The organism is Mucilaginibacter sp. GW821-FHT07H05 (assembly GCF_059418485.1).
Genome location: NZ_JBWKPY010000003.1, coordinates 726,127 through 749,639 on the forward strand (window position 1 = coordinate 726,127; position 23,513 = coordinate 749,639).

A 23,513-nucleotide genomic window follows, 5' to 3' on the forward strand; every position below is an offset into this window, starting at 1 on the left:
CTAAACTGCTGTTAATACTTTCGGGGCCTGTTCCGCTTTCGGGCTGGGTTGATCTTCAACTGTGACTTGTTTCCGGAAACGGGTGATCAATACAATTACAGCTACCACCATTACGGTATAGCCTATGTAGGTAAAGGCTTGCACATAGGTAAATGATGATGATTTAAACAGGAAGCCAAACAGCATCCCACCAAGGTTACCGCCGGCGCCTACAATACCGCTTACCAGGCCTACATTCTTCTCGTTAATAAAGGGTACAATACCGTACGTTGCCCCGTTTGACATTTTAAGGAACAGCGCGAAAGACAGCATGGAAATAATAGCCACCATTAAAGTGCCCGATTGTGCAAACAGCACTAATCCGCAACCTTCTAAAAGCAGTACACCGGCCAGCAATAAGCCCTTGCCGCGCATGCCGTGTTTTTTGCCAACCTTATCGGATACGATCCCGCCTAACGCGCGGGCAAAAATATTCATGAAGCCAAATATCCCGGCCCAAAAGCCAGCCGAGCTTTGCGATAAATGGAAGGTATCTACAAAATGCAGCGAGGCCACATTATCAAAAGTAACCTCCATACCAAAGCACATGGCATAGGCCAGGGTAAGCGCCCAGATCCGCCAATCAGCCAGTACAGACCAGTCGGTTTTTGTTGATTTGGCTTTGTAACCGATCTCGTCATAGTTACCATTGGGGGTATCCTTAGTATATTTATGATATAGCCAGGCCATTACCAGCATCAGGGTGCCGGGTACGATCATGGCATAGCGCCAGGCTTCGGCAGATGTATAGCCAAAACCTACTATGGCGGCAAATATTAAAGGCATTACCATATTGGTAACCCCGCCGCCCAAATTGCCCCAGCCACCGGTAACTGCGTTTGCCGTACCTTTTATATTGGGTGCAAACATCATAGAGGTGTGAAACTGGGTGATCACAAACGAAGCGCCAATAACCCCGATAGCCAGCCTGAACATCAAAAATGTAGCATAGCTATGTGCCAGCCCCACAAAAAACACAGGTAACGACCCAATCAGCAATAACCTTACGGCTGTTTTACGCGGCCCCCAGGTATCGCACAGTTTACCGATGATTAACCGGGCAATAATAGTAGCGGCTACCGAGGCGATGATGATATTGCCTATTTGTGACTTGGTTAAATGTAGTTCGGCGCGGATGGTAGGCATTAATGGTGCCAGGCCAAACCAACCGAAGAAACATACAAAGAACATTAACCATGTAATATGGAAAGTGCGCATTTGTATGCCTTTTACTGAAAATACATTTAATTTATTAAGTGGCTTCATAATGGGGTGTTATAGTTATTTTATTTTTTTATTTGTCTTTTTAGTCGTTAATAGAAAATTTGTCGACCAGCAGGCTAAGTAATTTATCGTGAATGGTCATATATACCGGATCGTGCACAATATCTTTTTTGTTGCGTGGGCGAGGTAACGGCACATCCACAATTTCTTTGATGGTTGCATGCGGACCATTGTTCATAACCACCACACGGTCTGATAAAAAGATCGCTTCCTCAATATCGTGGGTAACCATTACAATGGTTTTTTCGCGGTGACTTATATTCCAAAGCTTTAGCAATTCTACATGCATGGCGCTTTTAGTAAGGGCATCCAATGCGCCAAAAGGCTCGTCGAGCAATAATATTTCGGGGTTGATAGCAAAAGCGCGTGCAATAGCTACCCGTTGTTTCATCCCGCCTGATAACTGGCCCGGTAATTTATCTTTATGATCCCACAGGTTAACCATTTTAAGATTGGTTTCCACAAGCGTTATTTTGCTCTGCTTAGTTTCGTTTTTCAAAGCCGAATCAACCGCTACATAAATATTTTCGTAAACGGTTAACCAGGGCAGTAACGAGTAATTCTGAAAGACGATCCCCCTGTCCGGCCCTGGGGCGGTCACCTTTTTGCCGTTAGCAATTACTTCGCCGCTGGTGGGTTTTACCATGCCACTGATGGTACCCATAAGGGTAGATTTGCCGCAGCCTGAATGGCCTATCAGCGTAATAATTTCGCCTTTGTTTACAGAAAGGCTGATGTTTTCAACCGCGGTGTATTGGCCTTTGTCGGTTTTAAAACTCACGGTAACATTTGTTATCTCGATGCTTTTGTCGGCTGACATAGCCTGTTCCAGTATTTTATCGGCAATCGTATCCACTTCTTCAGTAGTTGAACCTATTAATGATATATCGCTCATAATAATTATGTTAAATTGTTGAAGTATTATGCAGTATAAGAAAACCGGGTTTGCAGCCAGGTAAAACATTTATCAAGTACCGAGCCTACTATGCCTATAATAATAATGGCTACCAAAATTTTGGCTGTACTACCGCCGTTAAACCCTTCTTCCCATACAAAATAGCCCAGCCCCTGGCCGCCGCTCAGCATTTCGCCCGCTACAATTACCATCCATGCAACGCCGATAGACAGTTTTAAACCGGTGATAATGTGAGGCAAACTAAACGGAAGCAAAATTTTAGTAAGGTATTTTAGTTTGGAGAACCCGAAGGCCTTGCTTACGTTTTTATGATCCTGCGGTACATTGGCAGCGCCAAACGCAGTATTGATAAGCGTTGGCCAAACCGAACATATAAATATCATAAAAATACTTGCCTTTGGCGAATCCTGAAAAATGGCCAGCCCCAACGGAAACCAGGCCAGCGGCGATACAGGTTTCAGTATCTGCACCATCGGGTTGATGATCTTCATGGCAATTTTGCTGCTGCCCATTAATAAGCCAAAGGGAATAGCAACCAGGCTGCCTAAACCAAAGCCAATACCTACCCGGCCTAACGAGCTTAACAGCTTAGTGCCGATACCTTTATAGTCGGGGTCGTTTTGAAAAGGCTTATGCATAACCTCTTTAAATACAAGCCAGGTTGCCTGAGGATTTGGAAGCTCGTTTTTTGTAAGTTTAGAAACAAGGGCCCAAATACCGCCCATTATCACCATCCCGATTATAAAATACAGTACCGGCAAGGCTGATTTGATTGAAAAAGAAGTTTTCATAATTCTGTTTTTAAATTTTTTCAAATAAAGCCGGGATGCCTGCACACCCCGACTCCCTGGATTAACTACTTAACTAAACATCGTTTTCAATTTCACTTTTTTGCCCCGGCAATGTAAGCCGCAGGGTTATTAGGGTCGAAAGTGATAGTTTCTAAATTTGTTTTAAAAGGCTTCATATCTTCCTGTGCAGGCATATTCATGCTTTTGGCCACCTCGTTAAACAAATCGCTCATAATCAATTTTTGCGATATTTCTTTATAGTTTGGCGCGGATGAGATCATACCAAAACGCATGTATTGCGCCATAAACCAAATGCCGTATGATACTTTGGGCATGTTTAACGCGCCATTATTGTAAAACAACATATAATCATCTTTATACTTTTGCACGCCCAAATCGCAACCCAAATCATTTGATCCCATTAAACGGGCCTCTATAACCTGCACCGGCGCATTCACGTAATTGGGTTTACTTAAAAACAGGGCTGCTTTTTTGCGGTTGCTCATTACATCAAGCCATTTACAGGCCTCAATAATGGCTTTCATCACATTTTTAAGGTCTTCTTTATTGGTTTCGGTAAAGGCTTTATTGGCAACCAAGGCCTTTTCAGGGTGGTTTTTCCAAATGTCCTGACTGGCAATTTGGGTAAACCCAATGTTTTGCGATGCGGCTACCCCATTCCATGGTTCGCCTACGCAAAAGCCTTCCATATTGTCAACCTTCATATTAGCTACCATTTGCGGCGGCGGGATAGTAATAATCCCAACCGATTTTGCATTTACACCGGCAGCAGCCAGCCAGTTACGCAGCCATATATCATGCGTACCGCCCGGGAAAGTCATAGCAAAAGTTACTTCTTTACGGGCTTTTACCTCTTTAATGGCGCCTGCAACTTTCTTCATATCCTTAAACCCAACAATACCGCAAAAATCTTTAGACAGGGTGATAGCCTGGCCATTATTATTAAGCGTCATCACGATCTTCATTTCCGAGCCTGCCTTACCGCCGATACCGGTATACACCGAGAATGGCATCGAGAACAGGCAGTGGGCTGCATCCAGTTCACCGTTCAGTATTTTATCGCGGACAACAGCCCATGATGCTTCCTTAGATAGCTGCACATCAACGCCATACTTGGCAAAGAAGCCCATCTCCTTGGCGATAACCAGGGGCGCGCAATCGGTTAATGGAATAAAGCCCAGTTTAATTACCCTTTTTGGTGGATTTCCCCCGGCAATGGCATTAAATAATACCATTATTAAGCTTACTGTTAATATCAGCTTAGTTTTTAGGTTAATATTTTGAGTGATCATCGTTTTTTTAATTAGTTATTGTTTAATAGCTACTGGTTTAGCATAGAAAAAATCGGGAGTAAATCTGAACATCACGTATGCCCATGTCCCTGTTTTATTAAATGTTTGGGCAACCGCGTCGGTTGTGGCCTGGCCTTTGGCAAAAGCCATACTGTTGCCCGCTTTCATTAGCGAGTATCCAAATTCAACATTGGTAAACTTGTTCATGGTGTAGCTCAGCTGCAAATCAGCCTCGTTGCCCAGGCTTTTAGCTATTACCGAACCATCGGCTTTTTTCATGTCTTTATTCAGCGCGAAATGATGCAGGTCAAGCCCCAGTCCCAATTTGTTCCCGGTATATTTCAGTTTCAAATATGGATTGCTTAAACCACCTGCAGGCGAACCGGTCCCAGCATAGAAATAATCCATATAACCCCAAAACTTGTGTGGCGTACCATATAAAGGGTCAAAACGATTATCCTTTCCTGATGGGTTAACCGCATCATTACCAGATAGTACATCATAACCCGGCGTTACACTGAACAGTCCCTTTTGATAGGTTAAAGCAACGGAGTAGTGGTAAGCGTTTAACGCTACATTATCGCGGTTAACACCTGATTGCCTGTAGTAAGCCCCCTGAAAGGCGAACTTGCCAAAGCCCGAAGCATTACCAATAGTATGGTTGACCATTAAACCGTAAGTGTAACGGTGTACCGGAGAGTAATCAAACACATCAGTTGGTCCGGTTTGTACAAAACGGCGACCGTAAACGTAGCCTGTTGCTGCTGTACCTACCGAGTCTAAACGATATTTTCCAAAATTATCGTTAAAGAACAGGGCAGAGAATTTGGTTTGATCTATCTTTTTGCTGATATATAAACTGGTGAAAGACTTATAGTTTTGTGTTGCGCTGTTGGTATTGGCGGGGTTGCTGTATACCGGTGTCCCTGTTTTTGAGCTGTTATTAGCCGCGCTGCCGCCAGCCGCCAGCGGAACCAGGCCTGCAGGTGCTGCAACCAGTGTACCCAAAGAGTTTTTTACATAAGCAGGAATATTGCCGGGCACATATTGCGTATTGGTTATCCCAGCCGCGTCGGTGTTTTGATTATAGGCATAACCCAGATCAACCTGCCAGCCATGGTGCACCGTTTTTAAGAGCGCCATATCAAAAGTACGCCCCTGTTGCAGCCAATCAAGGTTTCCAATTAAGCGGGCATCATCATATATTAATTCCTGACGGCCGATTTTAAAGGTTAAAAGATCCAGTAATTTAAACCTGACATTGGTATCGGCTTTGTTTGCAAGGGTAAGCTCGGCCCAACCTTCGTGTAACGAAAGCCGGTTATCTGTATTGGATACGGTAGATGCGTCTGCACCAAATACCCGGATATCCTGGATACTGGCGCCAACTGTTAACAAATCCCATTTATAGCCAAAAATCAAACGGGTGCGTTGCGAAATAAAATTGGCATTCCTGGCGTCGTTTAAAACAAGGTTACCATACCCATCACGGCTTTCGGCCCGGGGCCTGAACTGGCCGGTAAGAGAAATTTGCGCCTGGCTGTTTACAGCGAAAAAACAGGCAAAGAGTAAAAATATTGCAGAAAGGCTGCATCTGTTAAGTACATTTTTATACATTTGATAAGTTTTTTAATTTGTTGAAGCAATTGAAAACTGATAACCCTGTCCGGGAATGCGACCTCCCGGCGGGGCTTTTTTTTGGATTTTCCTATCTATTTTTCTCCCATTTTGATGTTATTATAGTTTAATGATTAATTAGTGTGATTCATTTCTATAAATATATCCATTTTCATGAAAAAATTCAAATTAAAACTAAATATTTCATAATTTTTATGATTAATAATATATAAACATCAATTTTTTAGTAAAAAATCAATAACAAAAACCAATAAACACATAATTCTGCCATATTTTCAATCAGTTTTTCAAATTAAACCTTAAATAGACAAGCAAAATCATATAAAATTTACAAAATATTTCCGGTTTATATCGCTAAAAGCATAAATTATAAAAAAACATGGGTGAAATATTTGATTTCCACTTCACAAAAACTACTTTTACTGCATAACGGAGGCAAATACCAGTGAAGAAAGATAAAAAGGTTAAAAAAAACAGCTCGCTTTGCGATACCCGCACTTGTTTTATGTGCAAAAACAGCATGGAAGAATGGCATCCCGCCATTTGTGCTAATAAAATCAACATCAAGCTAAAAAAAGGCGACCTGTTATTTAGGGAAGGCGATCCTGTTGAGGGCATCTATTTTGTTTATAGCGGCAATTTAAAAGTTTATAAAAATTGGGATAACGATAAGGAACTTATCATCCGCTTTGCTGAAAACGGCGCGATACTGGGACATCGTGGTATTGGGTCTCATCTTAACTATCCGATATCAGCTGCAGCGCTTGAACCTTCGGTTGTTTGCTTTGTAAGCATGAAGTTTTTTGAAAGCACCTTAAAAGTGAACGGCGAGCTTACCTACCAGTTGGTTAACTTCTTTGCCAGCGAGTTACGCAAATCCGAACGCCGGATGCGCGATCTGGCGCACATGCCCGTTAAGGGCCGGGTAGCCGGGGCATTGATTAAGCTACAGAAACAGTTTGGCACAACACCCGAGGGCTTTATTAATATCATCCTAAGCCGGCAGGACCTGGCATCGTTTGCAGGCGCCACTTACGAAACCGTTTTCAGGGTGATCAATGAACTGGTGCAGGAAAAAAGCATCCGTTTATCCGGCAAAAGCATTGCCATTACTAACCTGGATGCCCTTACGGCGCTAAGGCAGCACCGAAACTAAGATCACATTACCCCCACATACACTTTACTATCAATTACCTTAACCGGATAGGTTTTTATTTTGTAATCATCGCCGCTTAAACACTCGCCGCTTAGCAACGAAAACGTTTTTTTATGAAACGGGCAAGCCACTTTAGGCTCGCAAGCCTCACCTGCACTCCCTATCATCCCGCGCGACAGGGACATTTGCTGTTTATGCGGACATAAATTTTGAGTAGCATACCACTCGCCACGCCTGCTGAAATTATATATCGCTATCTGCTCGTCGCCATGTTTCATGCAAACGCCACCATTTTCGGGCACATCATCAGCATAACAAGCCAGCACCCATTGTACATCTATTAGTGTTTCCATGGTTTGAATTATTGATTTATTGAATTATTGATTTCCGTTTACTTAATTTTACAGGTCAAAATCCTAATGACTAATGACTAATGACTAATGACTAATGACTAATGACTAATGACTAATGACTAATGACTAATGACTACCAAGTCGCCTTCACCTGCTCCCGCATACCCTCAAACTTTACAGTCGGGTCTTTTTCGCCGGGCGCATTCACAAAATGGGTAAAGCGCTTACGCAGGTCAGGATTATTTACCACCTCTTTCCATTCGCAATGGAAGCTATCAACCAGTAATTGCATTTCTTCTTCCAACTGCGAGGCAATACCCAAACTATCGTTTATCACCACATTTTTAAGATAACTCATACCACCCTCCATTTTATTTAACCAGGTAGCGGTACGGGTAAGCGGGTCGGCTGTTTTAATGTAAAACATCAGGAAACGGTCAAGGTAACTGATCAGCGTTTTGCTGTCAATATCAGCAGCCAGCAATTGCGCATGCTGTGGTTTAGAACCGCCGTTACCGCAGATATATAAGTTCCACCCTTTTTCGGTAGCGATAATGCCAAAATCTTTACTTTGCGCTTCGGCACATTCCCGGATACAGCCGCTTACCCCGCCCTTTAATTTATGCGGCGACCGCAGGCCTTTGTAACGCTCTTCAATCTCAATAGCAAAGGATACACTATCGTGCAAACCAAACCGGCACCAGGTGCTGCCTACGCAGCTTTTAACCGTACGCAAGGCCTTGCCATAAGCATGACCGCTTTCAAAACCGGCATCAATCAGTTCTTCCCATATCAAGGGCAGATCGCTTACATGCGCGCCGAACAGATCGATACGCTGCCCGCCGGTTATTTTGGTATATAGTCCATATTTTTGAGCAACCTGACCAATAACGATCAGCTTTTCAGGCGTTATCTCTCCGCCGGGTATACGCGGCACTACAGAATAAGTGCCGCCTTTTTGGATGTTGGCCAGGTAACGGTCATTACTATCCTGTATCGTATCCTGCTTAACAATCAGATCATTCCACAAGCTCGACATGATGCTGGCTACCAATGGCTTGCATGTTTCGCAACCATCACCTTTACCAAAATGATCCAGTACCAGATCGTAATTTTTAAGCTTGTTTATCTTAACCAGGTCATATAATTCCTGGCGCGAATAATCAAAATGCTCGCAGATTACGTTTTTAACGTACTGCCCGTTAGCCTTCATGGTACCGGTTATCAAATCCTTAACCAGTGGTATACAACCGCCGCAGCCGGTACCCGCCTTAGTACATTTCTTTATCGTGTCAATATCTGTAGCCCCATCATTAACCACACCGCATATCGTACCTTTACTCACCGCCTCGCACGAGCAGATCAGCGCGTCGTCCGGCAAACTCATTACACCAGCCCCCTCGCTTTGCTCGCCCCCGCGCAATCCCAGGATCATATCTTCGGGGTTTGGTGGCAGGGCAATTTTATTATTCACTGTTTGCAGCAGCATATTATAGGCATCAGCATCGCCAATCAATATACCACCCAGCAATAACTTACCATCGTTACTGATATTAATGCGTTTGTAAACACCCTTATGCGTATCTTCAAAAACAATGGTACGGCAGGCCGGCTCGGCAATAAAGGCATCGCCAAAACTGGCTACATCTACCCCTATCAGCTTCAGCTTGGTGCTCATATCAAAACCATGGAAGCCTTTGTCGTTATCCATTAACTGGGCAACTACCACATCGGCCATTTCATAGCCGGGGGCCACCAGGCCGTAAATCATATTATCGTACAGGGCACATTCGCCAATGGCATATATGGCATCATCGCTGGTTTGCATACGCTCGTTCACCATAATACCGCCACGGGTACCCACGTGCAGCCCGGCCAGTTTAGCCAACTCATCGCGCGGACGAATGCCTGCCGATATCACCAGCATATCTACCGCCAGCAAAGAATCATCGTTAAACTGCAGCGCTTCTATTTTATGATCACCGGCAATACAGGCCGTACTTTTATTTAAATGGATACTTAAACCCAGCTCGCTCAACTTTGATTGCAGCATGGCGCTGCCAGCGGCGTCAATTTGCCGCGGCATTAAACGCGGGGCAAACTCAATTACATGTGTTTCCTTTATGCCCAGGTCAATCAGCGCCTTGGCGGCCTCCAGGCCCAAAAGCCCACCGCCCATTACGGCGCCATTTTTGGCGTTAACGGCATAGGCCTTTATCAATTCCAGATCTTCTATTGTGCGATAAACAAATACCCCTTCTTTCTCAATACCAGGTATATCAGGCACAAAGGCCGATGACCCGGTAGCCAATACCAGGTAATCATACCCAAGTGTAACACCTTTTAAAGAATGGATGGTTTTATTGGCCCGGTTTATTTCCTGGATAGGATCATCCAAATGCAGCTGTATGTCATGCTCGTCATACCATGATGCAGATGACATGGAAAGGTCATCTGCAGATTTACCGGCAAAGTACTCGCTCAGGTGCACACGATCGTAAGCGCGGCGCGGTTCTTCACCAAAAACAATAATGTTAAAGGCTGATGTTTTAGATACCAGTTTCTCGCAAAACTTATATCCAACCATACCGTTTCCTATAACTATAATAGTTGGTTTCGACATAACAGTTCTTTTAAATATTGAAGCTATTTGTATATAAACACATTTAATTTGCGGCCAAATGCATTTACAATAGCAATAATAACCAATTATCTGAACAAAATAACAATCAAGAGCGGTAAATTTTCATTTTTTGAGTCATTTTTATGATTTTAACAATATTTTAATGATATAAATCATAATTTTTATCAGTTTTTTATTAAAAAAATCATTTTTAAATCCGAAATTTGATAACAATCATTAAAATAGGTTTTAATAAATTAGCATATCTACCAATAACGCATCAAATTTTAGTTTTAAATAGAAAATAATGACCAGCAAACCTATACTTCCCGAGCTAATCGTAATGGGTGCCGGTCCCGGCGACCCGGAATTGATCACGGTTAAAGGTCAGCGTATCCTTCAGCAGGCCGATGTGGTGCTTTATGATAATCTGGCTAATAAGGAGTTACTTGACCTGACCCCGGACACATGCGAAAAGATTTATGTAGGTAAGCGCCCATATAGTGAATACACCACACAGGAAGCCATACATGAAATGATTGCCCATTATGCTTTTACCAGGGGTAAAGTAGTGAGATTAAAGGGCGGCGACCCATTTATATTTGGCCGCGGGTTTGAAGAGATCATTTATGCGCGCAGTTTAGGCATAAAGACCCAATTTATTCCGGGCATTACCAGTATGCAGGCCGCCGGCTTTGAAGATATACCACTTACGCACCGGTCGTTAAGCGAAGGGATATGGGTGGTAACCGGTACCAAAAAGGATGGCACCCTATCTGCCGATCTGCGGCTGGCCATGCAAAGCAATGCCACTGTAGTTATTTATATGGGCATGAAACAACTGAGCGTAATTGCCGATACCTATACCAGGGAAAACAAGGGCGATACCCCTGCAGCCATTATACAACATGCATCGTTACCGCAACAAAAGGTGGCCCGCGGAACAATTAAAGACATGCCCGCCCTGGCCGAACAACATGGCCTGACATACCCCGCTATTATTATTATTGGACAAGTAACAGATATTAACGCACTAACGATATGAAAATACGTATTAAAGGAGACTCTTTAAGATACAGGCTAACACGGTCGGAAGTTGAGCGTTTTGCACAGGACGGCTATCTGGAAGATACTACCGACTTTGGCGCGGCCAGGTTAACTTATTCCTTACAAAAAATGATCAGTGGTAATTTGTGCGCCGGTTTTGAAAACAACAATATTACCCTTTACATGCCCGGGTGGATGCTGGATGAATGGACAACAACCGAGCGGGTTGGTTTTGACAGTAATGAAGATGGCCTGTACCTGCTTATCGAGAAGGACTTTATGTGCCTGGATAATGTAGCCGAAGACCAAAGCGATAATTACCCCAATCCGCTAATGGTCAAAATGTGAGATCCTTTTATTAAAAGGTAACGCGTTAAAAGTTAGCGGGGGCCTTATTAAAGCCACCCGCAGTTATTGAATGGCTACAGCGCCAACTTTGTTAAAGGATACTATATTTTTTGCAACACCAATACAACTTTATTAAAATCGGAAGACTGGTTAATGATTTTCCTAAACTGGTTGAACTGGCTAAGCGGGTAAAATGACTTGCGGTATTCTTCCCTGATATGTATGGATAATATATTCCCTTTTATCTCGTAGTTAGATACAAAACCCATGGTTAGCTCGTCATTATCTTTAAACACCTCTTCCATTTTCAAATCGTTGGCATTACTGATGGCATAACCCGCCGGGATCACAAAATCTATCTTTCTTTCTTCCACATGCCCAAATTCCATATTTACGGGCTGCTGCCTTGATTTCTCCTGGTACATCTCTACCTGCTGCCCAATAGCCATCCCAATTTTTAGCAGCAATTTATTGCCGGCCTTCTCAATTAACTCGCCCGATTTAGTTTTGCTGTGCAATATCAGGGGCTTATCGTTGTCAAATTCCGCGTTTAGCGTTTCCGAGAAAAGGATATGATCGGTACTGGATACTTGCTTAACAAGTTCTTTAGTGATGTTCCTTTTTTGCTCCTCGTTTGAGAAATTAAAGGCACCCTTGTAAGGGGCAGCAGCGTAGCCGCCGTATATTTGCCTGGCATCAATACTGATGGAATCAAGGTCTTTATTCAACTCCAGGCGCGTCTCGATGTTATTAAATGATTTACTATAATCTTCCAGCTCAATGGTTTTAATCTCGGCTATAGCGGTTGTAAAACTCCCGATAGAGGTACTTTTTAAAAATACGCCGTTTGTTCCGCCCCAGGTAGGGTTAATAAACGGATAGCGGTAATCGGGCCTGCCAGGGGCTAAAAATTTACCTTCGGTTGGGAAATAAACCAGCACATTATCGCAGTTGTTCCAGTTTTCAAACGTTTTATCAACAATTAGTTTAGTCCTGTCGCCGGTTAGCACAAATTGATAGTTGACACCCAGTTCTTTAAAAATAGCGCCATACAAACGCACCAAACCGCTTGTACCGCCAATTTTATTTTGGATAACATTCCCAACCATATTAGGTTCTTCATCCTTCAGGTCTTCGTTATAGGCGTAGGATTTTTTAATATAATTTTCAACCCCGGTTATCTTTTTGGTCTCGTCGGTAATTTTATCCCAGCCATTTGCCTTAATTATATCCTGTACTTTTTTAAGTTCTTTGTCTGTACAATAACTATACGAGCTTTGTACCCTTTTAGCAAACTCATTCCAGGTAAATAAGCGCTCGCCTTTTTGTACGGCATCGTTATATGAAAGCTTGTATTCGATCCTTTTTAAGTTGGCATAGTAATACGCATACTTCTCTTCATCGGCGCCAGCTGTCCCTTCGGCTACGCATTGGATGATCTTCTTTTTACCGATGATGGTATCGGTAGATGCAACCTCGCCGTTATAAACCTTCACATCAAACCTTAAACGTTCGGGCCCGATCAGTTGAAACAAACTGCGCTGCACCGGGAAACCGCTTTGTATTTGCTCGTGGCCAAAAAAGTTGGTCGGCCTTTTAAAGGTATAGAAATACTCAACCTCGCAACCTTTGCTTAAACCATCCATAGCAAATATCTTGTAGGTATTGCCATCTTCTTCTTTCAGGTCTTTAATGTTATTTTTATCCAGCTCGATAATTTTTCCGCCGGGTAAAATAGCACGGGCCTTAATGTCAACAACGTCTGCCCGCTCGTTAAATCCCAAGTAGATCTTGTTAAAGTTCTCTATCCCGCGGTCATCGTTAATATGGATAAGCTTATGCAGGGTATAATATTGCGCAACCATATTTTTTTCTTCGTCCGCGTATTCTACCCTTCTTTTATCAAGCAATATAACGGCCGATTCTTTACTGTATTTACTATCCAGGTTGTGCAGCACCGGCTTATCGGCCCAGGTCTCTTTTTCTATCTGACCCTGACCGTAGGTATATTGTATTGCTGTAAAAATTGTGAACAGGGTTAGCAGCTGTCTTTTCATGAAAATGATTTTATTAAATTTTAGTTAGGCTTAGTGTTTCTTTATACAGGGGCGACAGATTTTCGAGCACTTTATTCCACAATTCAAACTGATCGTTGGTAAGCAACAGGTTTTCATTATCAAACTCCTGGGTTAAAATAACGTAGCTGCCTTTTTGCTGGTACTGTAAATCAAAACCCCATATTTGATTATGGAAAGCTTTGCCTTGCGGCAGATAGCTTAGCTTATATCCTTCGGGTATCTTTAGCATGGTGACATACTTTTTAATATACTTAAAGTCGTATTCTACCGGTACCTTACGGCGCGGATGGTCGATTTGCTCGTTGGCGTAAAACTTAAAAAGGTTTAAATTTAAATAATACTCGTCTCCGATTTTTTTAGAATAATCGGGTAGGCTGAAATTGGCAGATAGCGTAATATGATCGGCCTTTTGCTGATTATCAATATGGAAATTATCCAGTATAAATTTGTTCGAGCCGCGTGTAAATTCGGCTTTCATACTTTCGTCGGTATTACGGCCATTCAAATACATCAGTTTGCTATAGATCTCTGAGGCAAAATAACCATTGAGATTTTGCTTGATCCTCCCTTTTATACCAGTTGGCGTTAGGTCCAGCCAGGTAGTATCGCTAAGCAAATTGTCGGTTTTATCTACTGCCGGCACTTTAATAATTTTATATTCCTTTTCGCTGATAGATAGCATGGCCTCTTTATCCTGGATACCATAAGACGGCGTACCGAAAACACAGGTAGGATCGGTCCCATCTAAAAAAATGAACTGATCGCCAAGCTTAATAGTACAGATCATGTGGTTACTGACCAGCGGCAAGGGTACCTCGCTAAATTTATAGGGCAGGTTACGGGTACCAATCCAGGTAAAGTAGGCGGGTATACCTGCAGCTTTTATCATTTCGGTCAGGATACTGGCCATATCTTTACAATCGCCAAAGCGGCGGCTGCAAACAAGGCCCGCGTCACGGGGAACAAAGCCTTCCATCCCATCTTCAAAAGCCACATATTTAATATTGTGCTGCACCCAGTTATAAATATTTTTAGCCTTCATTTCAGGCTGGGTTACATTCGCTGTCAGGGAGTCTACAATATGCTTTAACTCCGGGCTTATCGTGGTATTAATTGGCTTGATATAGCTATAGTTTAGCTGGTACAAGTCGTTTACATTAGCCAGGTAACTAACCGTTTTACCATCATCTGCTTTATAACTCTCGATATAAAAAATAACATGAGGTAAATACCACCCATAGCCCGGCGCATCAGGATACCTCCGTTCGGGCGGGCAATTTTTGTAGAGAAAGGTGTAAACCGTGTTTCCCCGGCTATGCTCTGTTTTTACGGTTATATGGCTGGTATCCAAACCCATCAGCCGGTATTTTACCGATACATTATCGGCTACCGTCAGCTTCAGCTGGCTATTAACTACCGGTATAAAACTCGAAAAGTAATATGGACTTAATAAATGCGGCTCCTTATTTTTCCACGATACTTCCAGGTTGCCGATAGCGCCGGGCGCTACTGCCGGGAAATTGAAGGTGGTATTTTTAAAATCATCGTAAAAAACAAAACTCTCTTTACTGGTGCTGGTTTTAAAATCGGTAACCTTTAGCTTTTTACCATCGGCTGTGCGGGTATAGGCCTGGTAAGTGTCGAGTTTTTGAAAATCGCTGTGCGAAAAACTAAAATCGCTTAGATAGGTGGTGGCCGCGCTTTGCAGATAGGCTAACTGCTGCACTTCACGGCTTTCAACATTAGGCTGACCATCCTTTAAGTTTATCGTATACTCCAGATTACGGGTTAACAATACGGCCTTCTCGTCGGGAAACTGCTTGCACAGCTCGTCAAATGTTTGGGCTTTTAATTGGCCACCGGCTAACAAAAAACAACTAAACGCTACTGCAACTAATCCGCTAAGGGGGTTATTTTTCATTTTTCACAGAAATCAAATTACCGTAATTATACAACAGTGTTTTGGTAACTTTGCCAGTTTGATCATAATATTTTGTGGGGCCGTGGTTATTTCCGTTTACGTAAGCCGTTTCTTTTTTCAACGTGCCATTTTTGTAGTATTCCTTCGCCACACCTTCCAGATTATCCAATACATAAACAGATTGGGACATTAGTTTTCCATCGGGATAGTACTCCATAGATACCCCGTCATTAACGCCATAAACCATGTTATCATCCGAACGGATCTGCCCGTTGCTGTAGTACACTTTTATTTTACCGTGTTTTACACCGTCGCTATAACCGCACTCCCGCGAAATCTTCCCGTTTGCATAGTACGATTTAAAATCGCCGCTAACATTGGCAACAGGAATAAACGGTAGCAGTTTGCCGTCCTTACCCAGGTACGAGTATGCTTTAGTGGCATCGTTTTCAAAATCAACCTGATAGGCCAATGTACCGTCAATATCAAATTTTTGGGAGATGCCGTCAAGCATATCATCCTTATAAGTGGCTACAAAATCTTTGGTACCATCATTATTGTAATAAATGCGTTCGCCGCTGGCCTCGCCATTTACATAGTTTGTAATGCTTGATAAAGAACCGTCCTCGTTATAGGCATTCCACTTACCAACCCTGTTGCCGTAATGATATTGCCTTTCGCAGTATTTGGCGCCGCCATAATAATAGGCAACGTAGGTGCTGTCCATCTCTCCGTTTTTATAAAAAAAGCTACTTTCAAGACTGCCATCAAAATAAAACGTTTTGTATAAACCATTCAGGTTGCCATTAACGTAGTTTGATTGTGCATGCACCTTCCCGCTGGTATAAAGCAGGGTATACTTGCCCGATCCTTTGGGGAAACTATCTACCGCTATCTCTTTCCCACTTTCATCATATTGGATCATTTTTTCCAACAAGCCTGTATCATATTTTTGCTCCAGTATTTTTTTTCCGGCAGGATCAAACTCTTCTTTATAACCGCTTACCTCGCTATCTACATAATAAGTTTTCATATTGGGTTTACCCTGTGCATCATAGTAAATCCACTCGCCCTGGCGTTCGCCCATTTGGATCCAGCCTTCCACTTCGGGTTTCCCATTCACATAAAAGCTTTCATAATAGCCGTCTTCTTTATCGTCGGTCATGTTGATTTCCGATTTCTTCCGGCCATTTAAATAGTAGGTAATAACAGGACCGCTCAACTGGCCATTTTTGTACTGGCTAACCTGGTTAACTTTCCCCGACGGATAGAACAAGGTATCAGGCCCTGTCAGGTCGCCTTTCTGATCGTAGGTAAAATGTCCTTTTTTAGTACCATCCGGTGTAAATGATATGATATCGATTAAATTGTTCTTAAAAACCGAGGCAAATAATTGCTTCCCGGCAGGGTCAACATATTTAGCCGACCGGATCACGCCATTATCGTACATAATAGTTGAATATATTTTGCCGGTTTTACTATAATAAACGGCCTCGCCGTTTATTTTCCCTTTTTTAACGTTGTAGGTTTCCGAAAGTTGTCCATTATCATAGTATTCCTGGTGTAGCCCCTCCTCTACTTCGGCGGCATAGTTGCGCTTTTCTTTTGGTTTTCCATTAGTATAATAGGATTTCCACTCCCCATCAACCTTATCTTTTAAAAAGGTCATTTCGGCGGCTATACCGCCTAATTCATTGTATGATTTATAAGGGCCTTCGGTTTTCCCGTTAACATATACGCCCGATTCTTTTATAGCACCGCTTTGATAATACTCTTTAGCTGGCCCGTTCAATACACCATTAACATATCCGTTTACCGATTTTAAGTTACCATTGGTATAGTAAACTTTTTCTGTTCCATCTTTTTTACCGGCTTTAAAGCTGACCTCCATTTTTTTTGCGCCGCCGTAGTAATAAGTAGTTGCGGGGCCTTCCAACTGGCCGTTTGCCTGCATTTCATGCGATGAAAAATTACCATTATCAAAATAGTAATCCTGCTGGCCCTGGAGTTTTCCGCTGGCGTAATGTTCAGTTGCTTTTAGCGTCCCGTTATAATTATAAAAGGTCCACTCGCCGGTACGCTCGCCTGTTTGGGTATACAGCCCCCGGCCTTTGAGGTTGCCCGCCGCGTAATACAGTTCCCAGGGGCCGGTAAGTGTTTTGCCGTTATTGGTCAACACGCCTTTCCCTACCAGCTTACCGCTTTCATAGGCGTACCTGCTGGTAACCGTGTCTCTGCTGCTATATTTTAACATCCGGGTAGAACGGATCGTGTTAAAGTAATTGCCCGCCTCGGCCAGGAAAGCATCTATGGCTTTTCTGTTCTTTTTATTGTAATCCGTTATCAGGGGTACATCAGCGTTAGAAAACGCGGAGTTAATCAGCAGCTCAAATTTGCCGTCCTTAAATACCTGTTTAAAGTAGGGTAAATAGTACTGGATATAAAAATCCTTGCTTTGCGCATCGTATTCCAATTTCTCAAACACAACCTGTATCTGGCGCGACAGTACATCGTCAAGTGCGATAAGTGGTTTGTATTGCTTATCGAGCGCTATTTTTGATAGTACAATTTCCTCTACCATCTGGTAATTGGCGTCCGGCGCCTCAGTACGTTTATTTTTAAATGCCAGTATCTCATCCGTACCCTTAGATATTTGGCTGAGCATGTTGATAGATTTTGAAAAATACCGCCCTTGTGGGCTCATTAACAGGTAACTCACACAGCTTAAAAACGCGGGCACAAGCTTGCCTTGCTGCAATGCTGCCAGCGCTAACTGGTAATGCGCGCTATATACATACGGGTTAACAAAAAGCGTTTTTTGAAACACTTGTTCCGCATCCGCAAATCGGTTTTGCCCTAATAAAGCTATCCCTTTATTAAAATACAATAGGGCTGTTTGGGGATATTTAGCTATAGCCTGGTCAAAAACCTTAACGGCCTGGCCATACTCCTTCATATCGCTTAGTGTGCTGCCGTAAATAACATACAAGTCGGGCTCAAACTCCCTTTGTTCTTTAAGGGCAAGCCCTTCGCGGCAATATTTTATAGCCTGCGCGTATTGGCTATCAGCTTCGCAGGTTAATGCTTTTTCATATAAGCATCTGACATAGTTGGTATCGCTGCGGCTAATTTTTTCGTAAAGCTGCAGCGCTTTTTTATAATCACTGGAATCATGGAGTACGGCTCCTTGTTTTAGTAATTCGCCAGAATTGATCAATCCGGTTTTTTGTGCTGATGCAGAAGTAATAGTTGCGAAGAATAGGATAAAGAGGATCGCATTAAGTTTCATATAATAAGCAAAGGTCTGGTTTTTATTTAGCCTTTAAAGTAACTATATTTTCTTTCAAAAAAAGTAAATGTGGAAAAAAATAGCACAATAATCACAGGCTACCAGCCGTACTTACGCTTAAGTGGCAGCAAACAAGCCAAGCGTTATAAATCGACAGGGCTTAATCATAGCTGCATCTTCAGCTTTATATCGCACTTACCAGTTATCTGTTCGGAATGGTGTAACCGGTAATCCTTCGGTATTGTAAAGATCGCCAATAATCCAGTCTTTAAAAGCATACCGAACGGCCACCGGGGCCTTTACGTTTTCACTTTGAACAGTTACCCCATTGCCGGTTATTTTTGCCCTGGCGGGATAATAGACCCGGTCATCGCCGGCTATTTCAAATGCCGACAGGTCCTTGCCAAAGGTAGTCAACCCATTTGGCGTATCATTAAAATTAACAAATGCAGTACTGCCGGTAATCTTGATGGATTTATAAACAGGGCTTTGGTAATTTACACCTTTTTTACCGTAAGTATTAGCCAGCGCCCAATAGGCCAGCCGTTTACTGACCGGCAATTTATCGGGCGGATGGATCGCCTTTTCGCTGCCCACATCCATTGTCACTGCCATACCCGAGTTGGGAATTTCGGCCAAAGCCTTTTGCTGCGCTTCCCTTAAGTAGGGAGCCAGCCCTTGCTTGTCTTTCGGCGTGTAGGTATAGGGTGCAATTTGCACGTAATAAAACGGCCATTCTCCCATTTCCCAAATCTTACGCCATTGCTTAACCATTGCCGCCAGCAGCTTATCATATTGATAGTAGTTAACGCGGTTTTGCTCGCCCTGGTACCAGATCACCCCTTTAATACCATAACCAACAAAAGGATTGATCATGGCGTTAAACAGCACGGTTGGATCATTTTTATTGATCACCTTCGCGGTATCCGGCGCCATTTTAATTTCCGGGAATTCCTTCAGACTGGCCTGGTCCATCCAGGCTTCTACCATCGTACCGCCCCAAACCGACATGATTACCCCCACAGGCACTTTTAATCTTTCCTGTAGTATTTTGGCGTACATATAGCCGACAGCGCTGAAATCTTTAACGCTTTGCGCGTTGGCTTCTTCCCATGGGGTAGCTTTACAATCGGTTTGAGGAGAACGGGTTAATGCCCTTTCCAACCTAAACAAACGGATATTGGGGTTTTCCGCATCCATCAACAGATCATTGCTGTTTAATATTGGCTGATTGCCGAAGCCCTTCACCGGCATTTCCATGTTAGACTGCCCCGAACATACCCATACTTCGCCAATTAATATATTCTTTAAAACCAGCGGCTGGCCGTCATTAAAACTCACTTCATACGGTCCACCTGCCTTTGGTGTTTGTACTTTTAGCCGCCAGGTGCTGTCTTTTTGTGCCCAAACGGTATATTGCTTATGGTTCCATGAGGTGGTAACAACCACTTTGGCGTTGGCCCTGGCCTTGCCCCACAACGCCACCTGCGCGTTTTGCTGTAGCACCATATTGTTGCCAATAACCGCCGGAAGAACAACTTTGGCAAACGCGCTGCCGCTTAATAGCAGGAGGCTGCACAGGATAAATTTGGTATTTCTTATTTTCATATTTGATAAAACTTGTTAGCCCGGCAGATTACTCCTTAATGATTTTACCTGCCCTAAAGCCGCTTAAACGGAAGCGTTTTAATACAATAGTATAGTTAAAACTGCTGTTAATATTAGATTCGTACAGGCAATAAACCGTTCCATCCGGACCAACCGCGGTATCAGAATATCCGCTATAGCCATTATTGATGAGTTGCCCGGACGACCAGGTTTTACCGGCATCATAACTTATTTTTGCCGTTAAATTGCGCCGGGGAAATTTTGCTATATCATGGCTGTCCGGGTTAATAAACAGTAGCGTACTGGCAGCCCCTTTGCTTTTATCGGGGATATTCACAATACTGGCCATGCACAGGGGATCGAATAATTGCTGATCAAATTGCGGATTCGACCAGCCGCTGATCCCGTCTGCACTATAAGTAACCACACGCCGGTGAACATCCGATCCTGTACGGATATTGAGCATTACCCGCCCATCGTTTAACTGTACGGCCATTGTTTCATTAGGATTTTTTATTTGCGGCGAATTATTGGCTGCAATAACGCCGCGCTGCCAGGTGCGGCCATTATCGTCGCTGTAAATAGTTACTACACAGGTAGGGCTATGGCTCCTGTGCGGTAAAAGCTTTTCAGAGGCACTTAACCAAACCGGCACTAATAACCGGCCATTAGCCATTTGAATGGCATGGCCCGGCCCGGGTGCAAGCACTGTCCAGTTATACGCTGGCTTAAAGCCTTCAAACACGTCGGTAATATCGGCCGCGCTGGTCCAATGCAGGCCGTCATCAACAGATTTGATGTAGTAGGCCCGGGCATAATCGCGCTGATATAACAGGTGTATGGTACCGTCTTTACCCACCACCGGGGTTGGGTTGCTTACGGGGTTGCCGCCCTCATGGGCTGCCAATATAACCGGGGGCGACCATGTTTTGCCGCCATCGGTACTGCGGCGCATCAGCAGGTCCATATCCCCCCAATCAGCCGCGCTTTTGATACGGCCTTCGCAAAAAGCCAGTAAGCTACCCTGCCTGGTAATTACCAAAGCAGGGATCCGCATAGAGGCGTAGCTTCCCTTAACCGGCTCAAAAACAACGGCGCTATCCGCCGCGCTTAGCTGATAGGCCAGGCGTTTAATTTTACAATTACTCATCATCAGCACAACCAAGCCCAATATCCCTATCGCCGTTATCCGGCGGGGCAACCATTTAAAAATACCGCTTCTCATTAGCATCATTATAATTATAAACAATCGCGCGTTAATACCCAAAGGTTTGTACCATGTTCAGGTTTTTTTGCACCTCGCTTTGGGGCAGCGGTAAAAAATAATATCTGTCGTTCCAAATGCGGGTGCTGGTCCTGGTGCGTACATAATATGCGGGGTCGCTCAGTCCTGTGCCGGTAAATACATTCATACCAAAAAAGTCCCCGTTTTGGCGGCCTTCCGGCGTGGTAGCGATCTTCCAGCGGCGGATGTCAAAAAAGCGGTCCCCCTCATAACATAGCTCTATACATCTTTCTCTTTGAATCAGGCCGCGCATCGTATCCTGATCAAATGTTCCGGTTAAGGCAGGGATTCCGCCCCGAACACGGATCGCGTTCAGATAAACCAAAATATCCGCATTACCGGGAGCCGACTCATTCAACGCTTCGGCATAATCCAGGTATAATTCGGCCAACCGGATGTACATGGCCGGCCGGACAACGTTACCTGCATTGGTTGAAAGATTGCGGCTTACATTGGTATTTTTACGTACCAGGTAACCGGTTTTTGGATACATCGATTGGCTGCCATTTGCATTGCCCGAGTTTCCGGCAGGCCAAAACTCCACCTTTGTCAACCCTGTTTTAGGTACAAACGGGATGTTTGAGCCATTAAAAGTTACGTTAGCGTAGAACCTGGGCTCGCGGTTTACATACATGTTGGATGTTCCTGCTACATAATAACCCGTTTTGGCAGTAGCGGTAAAACCACTTTCTACATAAGTGCTTCCGGCTTCGTCAATTTTTTTACCGTTGATCATGCGGTATTTATCAATCATTTCCTGGGGCAGCGATAAAATGGCATTAGTAGCAGTACCATTGGCCGCGCGGGGCGCTGCATCTAATTCCCAGGCTGCATAAGCGGTCACTGTGCGCAGCCAGATGCCTTCATCTGCCCAGCCCGTTAAAAACAAGTTACGGCATGAGTTTACCGCAGCAATAAAAGGATCGGCATTGGTTTCCTTATATAGCTTTTTGCCGTTTGCCGTGGCATGGTCTATAGCAACTTTAGCAGCTGTTGCCGCTCTAGCCCATTTACCCGCATCATAGGTGAGGTTCATCAGCACCTTGCCATCCGGGTTTTTGAAATTGGCAAAAGCCGTATTGCCGTTAAACAGCGGACTGGCATCATACAATAATACTTCGCTGAGCACCGATTCGACGATCAGTTTATTGATCCGGCCCGTTTGTGTCAAGTCCTCAACTCCCGATGATGGGATCACGTGCTTTTCAGGTACCAGGTCTTTAGCCGCATTCATTTCAGAAACAATATAGCTGATGCATTCGCTCCAGGTGTTGCGGGGTAACTGGAAGTTATCATCTACCCCTGCAACTTTATCGCCGACAAGGACAACCGGCCCGTATAATTTAATCAGCATCCAGTAATAATAGGCCCGCAAAAACCGCGCTTCGCCGGTGTATTGTTTGATCAGGTCCAGGCCATTCGGCTCGGCTAAAATGTTACTGTTAGGATTATTGATATTGGCCAAAAAAATATTGGCGAGCCTGATGGCCTGATAGTAGCTGGTATACACGTTAATACTGCTTTGACTGGTTAAGGAACCTGAAGCGATAATGGAAGGGGTTGTTTCTTCCAGTTCGTCGCACAGTTCGGCCAAACCCCGCCCGGTCACACTGCCGTCGGCCCATACATCCGGCAGGCGGTTATATACACCCGACAACCAATTCTCCGCTTCCAGCTTGGTGCTGAAAACCATATCTATGGTCTGTATGTCTTGCGGTGCACCATCAAAATAGCCTTTTTTACAACCGGTTGGCAGCAAAACGATAAGAGCCAGCAAGCCCATCACCATCAGGTTTTTATAATTATGAGTTTTTGTTTTCATGA

General features: G+C 43.8%; 16 protein-coding genes. 3 read left to right on the forward strand and 13 right to left on the reverse strand.

Features of this window, described 5'->3' with window-relative positions; genetic code table 11:
- From AC07M6_RS10785 to AC07M6_RS10805, 5 genes are all read right to left on the reverse strand, one after another.
- Nucleotides 1-1,305, reverse strand: a complete 1,305-nt coding sequence (locus tag AC07M6_RS10785; RefSeq protein WP_494889225.1) for an MFS transporter — start codon at nucleotides 1,303-1,305, stop codon at nucleotides 1-3.
- A 40-nt stretch (nucleotides 1,306-1,345) separates the two neighbouring features.
- Nucleotides 1,346-2,218 carry an ABC transporter ATP-binding protein gene (locus AC07M6_RS10790; protein WP_494889227.1) on the reverse strand — a complete coding sequence of 291 codons (873 nt, stop codon included), beginning with the start codon at nucleotides 2,216-2,218 and terminating at the stop codon, nucleotides 1,346-1,348.
- Between the two features lie 26 nt (nucleotides 2,219-2,244).
- Nucleotides 2,245-2,877, reverse strand: a complete 633-nt coding sequence (gene ntrB / locus AC07M6_RS10795; protein ID WP_494889229.1) for a nitrate ABC transporter permease — start codon at nucleotides 2,875-2,877, stop codon at nucleotides 2,245-2,247.
- A 245-nt stretch (nucleotides 2,878-3,122) separates the two neighbouring features.
- The gene (locus AC07M6_RS10800; RefSeq protein ID WP_494889231.1) at nucleotides 3,123-4,343 is read right to left on the reverse strand and encodes a CmpA/NrtA family ABC transporter substrate-binding protein; all 1,221 of its coding nucleotides are present in this window, start codon (nucleotides 4,341-4,343) and stop codon (nucleotides 3,123-3,125) included.
- Between the two features lie 15 nt (nucleotides 4,344-4,358).
- Entirely contained in the window at nucleotides 4,359-5,960 is a 1,602-nt protein-coding gene (locus AC07M6_RS10805; RefSeq protein WP_494889233.1) for an alginate export family protein, read from the reverse strand.
- A gap of 466 nt (nucleotides 5,961-6,426) precedes the next feature.
- Here AC07M6_RS10805 and AC07M6_RS10810 point away from each other — a divergent pair, with 466 nt between their 5' ends.
- Entirely contained in the window at nucleotides 6,427-7,137 is a 711-nt protein-coding gene (locus AC07M6_RS10810; RefSeq protein ID WP_494889235.1) for a Crp/Fnr family transcriptional regulator, read from the forward strand.
- A gap of 2 nt (nucleotides 7,138-7,139) precedes the next feature.
- Here the strand turns inward: AC07M6_RS10810 and nirD are convergent, their stop codons facing one another.
- Nucleotides 7,140-7,490, reverse strand: coding sequence for a nitrite reductase small subunit NirD (gene nirD, locus AC07M6_RS10815; protein ID WP_494889237.1), 351 nt, complete (start codon nucleotides 7,488-7,490; stop codon nucleotides 7,140-7,142).
- Nucleotides 7,491-7,623: 133 nt separating this feature from the next.
- Nucleotides 7,624-10,113 (reverse strand): nitrite reductase large subunit NirB, encoded by a 2,490-nt coding sequence (nirB, locus tag AC07M6_RS10820; protein WP_494889239.1) that lies wholly within the window; start codon nucleotides 10,111-10,113, stop codon nucleotides 7,624-7,626.
- A gap of 307 nt (nucleotides 10,114-10,420) precedes the next feature.
- Between nirB and cobA the strand changes: the two genes are divergently transcribed.
- Both cobA and AC07M6_RS10830 read left to right on the forward strand, forming a co-directional pair.
- The gene (gene cobA / locus AC07M6_RS10825) at nucleotides 10,421-11,158 is read left to right on the forward strand and encodes a uroporphyrinogen-III C-methyltransferase (protein WP_494889241.1); all 738 of its coding nucleotides are present in this window, start codon (nucleotides 10,421-10,423) and stop codon (nucleotides 11,156-11,158) included.
- On the forward strand, nucleotides 11,155-11,508 hold the full coding sequence (locus AC07M6_RS10830; protein ID WP_494889243.1) for a DUF7009 family protein: 354 nt from the start codon (nucleotides 11,155-11,157) through the stop codon (nucleotides 11,506-11,508). Before cobA ends, AC07M6_RS10830 begins: the two co-directional genes overlap by 4 nt.
- Nucleotides 11,509-11,609: 101 nt before the next feature.
- On the opposite strand, the gene AC07M6_RS10835 is transcribed toward AC07M6_RS10830, so the two are convergent.
- From AC07M6_RS10835 to AC07M6_RS10860, 6 genes are all read right to left on the reverse strand, one after another.
- Nucleotides 11,610-13,565: a DUF3857 domain-containing protein gene (locus AC07M6_RS10835; protein ID WP_494889245.1), complete on the reverse strand. Its 1,956-nt coding sequence runs from the start codon at nucleotides 13,563-13,565 to the stop codon at nucleotides 11,610-11,612.
- Between the two features lie 13 nt (nucleotides 13,566-13,578).
- The gene (locus AC07M6_RS10840; protein ID WP_494889247.1) at nucleotides 13,579-15,507 is read right to left on the reverse strand and encodes a DUF3857 domain-containing protein; all 1,929 of its coding nucleotides are present in this window, start codon (nucleotides 15,505-15,507) and stop codon (nucleotides 13,579-13,581) included.
- Nucleotides 15,497-18,796 (reverse strand): tetratricopeptide repeat protein, encoded by a 3,300-nt coding sequence (locus AC07M6_RS10845; protein ID WP_494889248.1) that lies wholly within the window; start codon nucleotides 18,794-18,796, stop codon nucleotides 15,497-15,499. Before AC07M6_RS10845 ends, AC07M6_RS10840 begins: the two co-directional genes overlap by 11 nt.
- A 195-nt stretch (nucleotides 18,797-18,991) precedes the next feature.
- Complete coding sequence (locus AC07M6_RS10850) at nucleotides 18,992-20,404, reverse strand: sialate O-acetylesterase (protein ID WP_494889249.1); 1,413 nt, start codon at nucleotides 20,402-20,404, stop codon at nucleotides 18,992-18,994.
- Nucleotides 20,405-20,432: 28 nt separating this feature from the next.
- Entirely contained in the window at nucleotides 20,433-21,638 is a 1,206-nt protein-coding gene (locus AC07M6_RS10855) for a sialidase family protein (RefSeq protein WP_494889250.1), read from the reverse strand.
- A 22-nt stretch (nucleotides 21,639-21,660) separates the two neighbouring features.
- Nucleotides 21,661-23,511, reverse strand: coding sequence for a RagB/SusD family nutrient uptake outer membrane protein (locus tag AC07M6_RS10860; RefSeq protein WP_494889252.1), 1,851 nt, complete (start codon nucleotides 23,509-23,511; stop codon nucleotides 21,661-21,663).
- Between the last annotated feature and the right edge of the window lie 2 nt (nucleotides 23,512-23,513).

Excerpts from the sequence above, each read along its gene's own strand:
- AC07M6_RS10840 (WP_494889247.1), bottom strand. The coding sequence starts at position 15,507 with ATGAAAAATAACCCCCTTAGCGGATTAGTTGCAGTAGCGTTTAGTTGT.
- AC07M6_RS10805 (WP_494889233.1), bottom strand. The coding sequence starts at position 5,960 with ATGTATAAAAATGTACTTAACAGATGCAGCCTTTCTGCAATATTTTTA.
- AC07M6_RS10800 (WP_494889231.1), bottom strand. The coding sequence starts at position 4,343 with ATGATCACTCAAAATATTAACCTAAAAACTAAGCTGATATTAACAGTA.
- AC07M6_RS10845 (WP_494889248.1), bottom strand. The coding sequence starts at position 18,796 with ATGAAACTTAATGCGATCCTCTTTATCCTATTCTTCGCAACTATTACT.
- AC07M6_RS10835 (WP_494889245.1), bottom strand. The coding sequence starts at position 13,565 with ATGAAAAGACAGCTGCTAACCCTGTTCACAATTTTTACAGCAATACAA.
- AC07M6_RS10790 (WP_494889227.1), bottom strand. The coding sequence starts at position 2,218 with ATGAGCGATATATCATTAATAGGTTCAACTACTGAAGAAGTGGATACG.
- AC07M6_RS10860 (WP_494889252.1), bottom strand. The coding sequence starts at position 23,511 with ATGAAAACAAAAACTCATAATTATAAAAACCTGATGGTGATGGGCTTG.
- nirD (WP_494889237.1), bottom strand. The coding sequence starts at position 7,490 with ATGGAAACACTAATAGATGTACAATGGGTGCTGGCTTGTTATGCTGAT.
- ntrB (WP_494889229.1), bottom strand. The coding sequence starts at position 2,877 with ATGCATAAGCCTTTTCAAAACGACCCCGACTATAAAGGTATCGGCACT.
- AC07M6_RS10855 (WP_494889250.1), bottom strand. The coding sequence starts at position 21,638 with ATGATGCTAATGAGAAGCGGTATTTTTAAATGGTTGCCCCGCCGGATA.
- AC07M6_RS10850 (WP_494889249.1), bottom strand. The coding sequence starts at position 20,404 with ATGAAAATAAGAAATACCAAATTTATCCTGTGCAGCCTCCTGCTATTA.
- AC07M6_RS10785 (WP_494889225.1), bottom strand. The coding sequence starts at position 1,305 with ATGAAGCCACTTAATAAATTAAATGTATTTTCAGTAAAAGGCATACAA.
- nirB (WP_494889239.1), bottom strand. The coding sequence starts at position 10,113 with ATGTCGAAACCAACTATTATAGTTATAGGAAACGGTATGGTTGGATAT.
- AC07M6_RS10830 (WP_494889243.1), top strand. The coding sequence starts at position 11,155 with ATGAAAATACGTATTAAAGGAGACTCTTTAAGATACAGGCTAACACGG.
- cobA (WP_494889241.1), top strand. The coding sequence starts at position 10,421 with ATGACCAGCAAACCTATACTTCCCGAGCTAATCGTAATGGGTGCCGGT.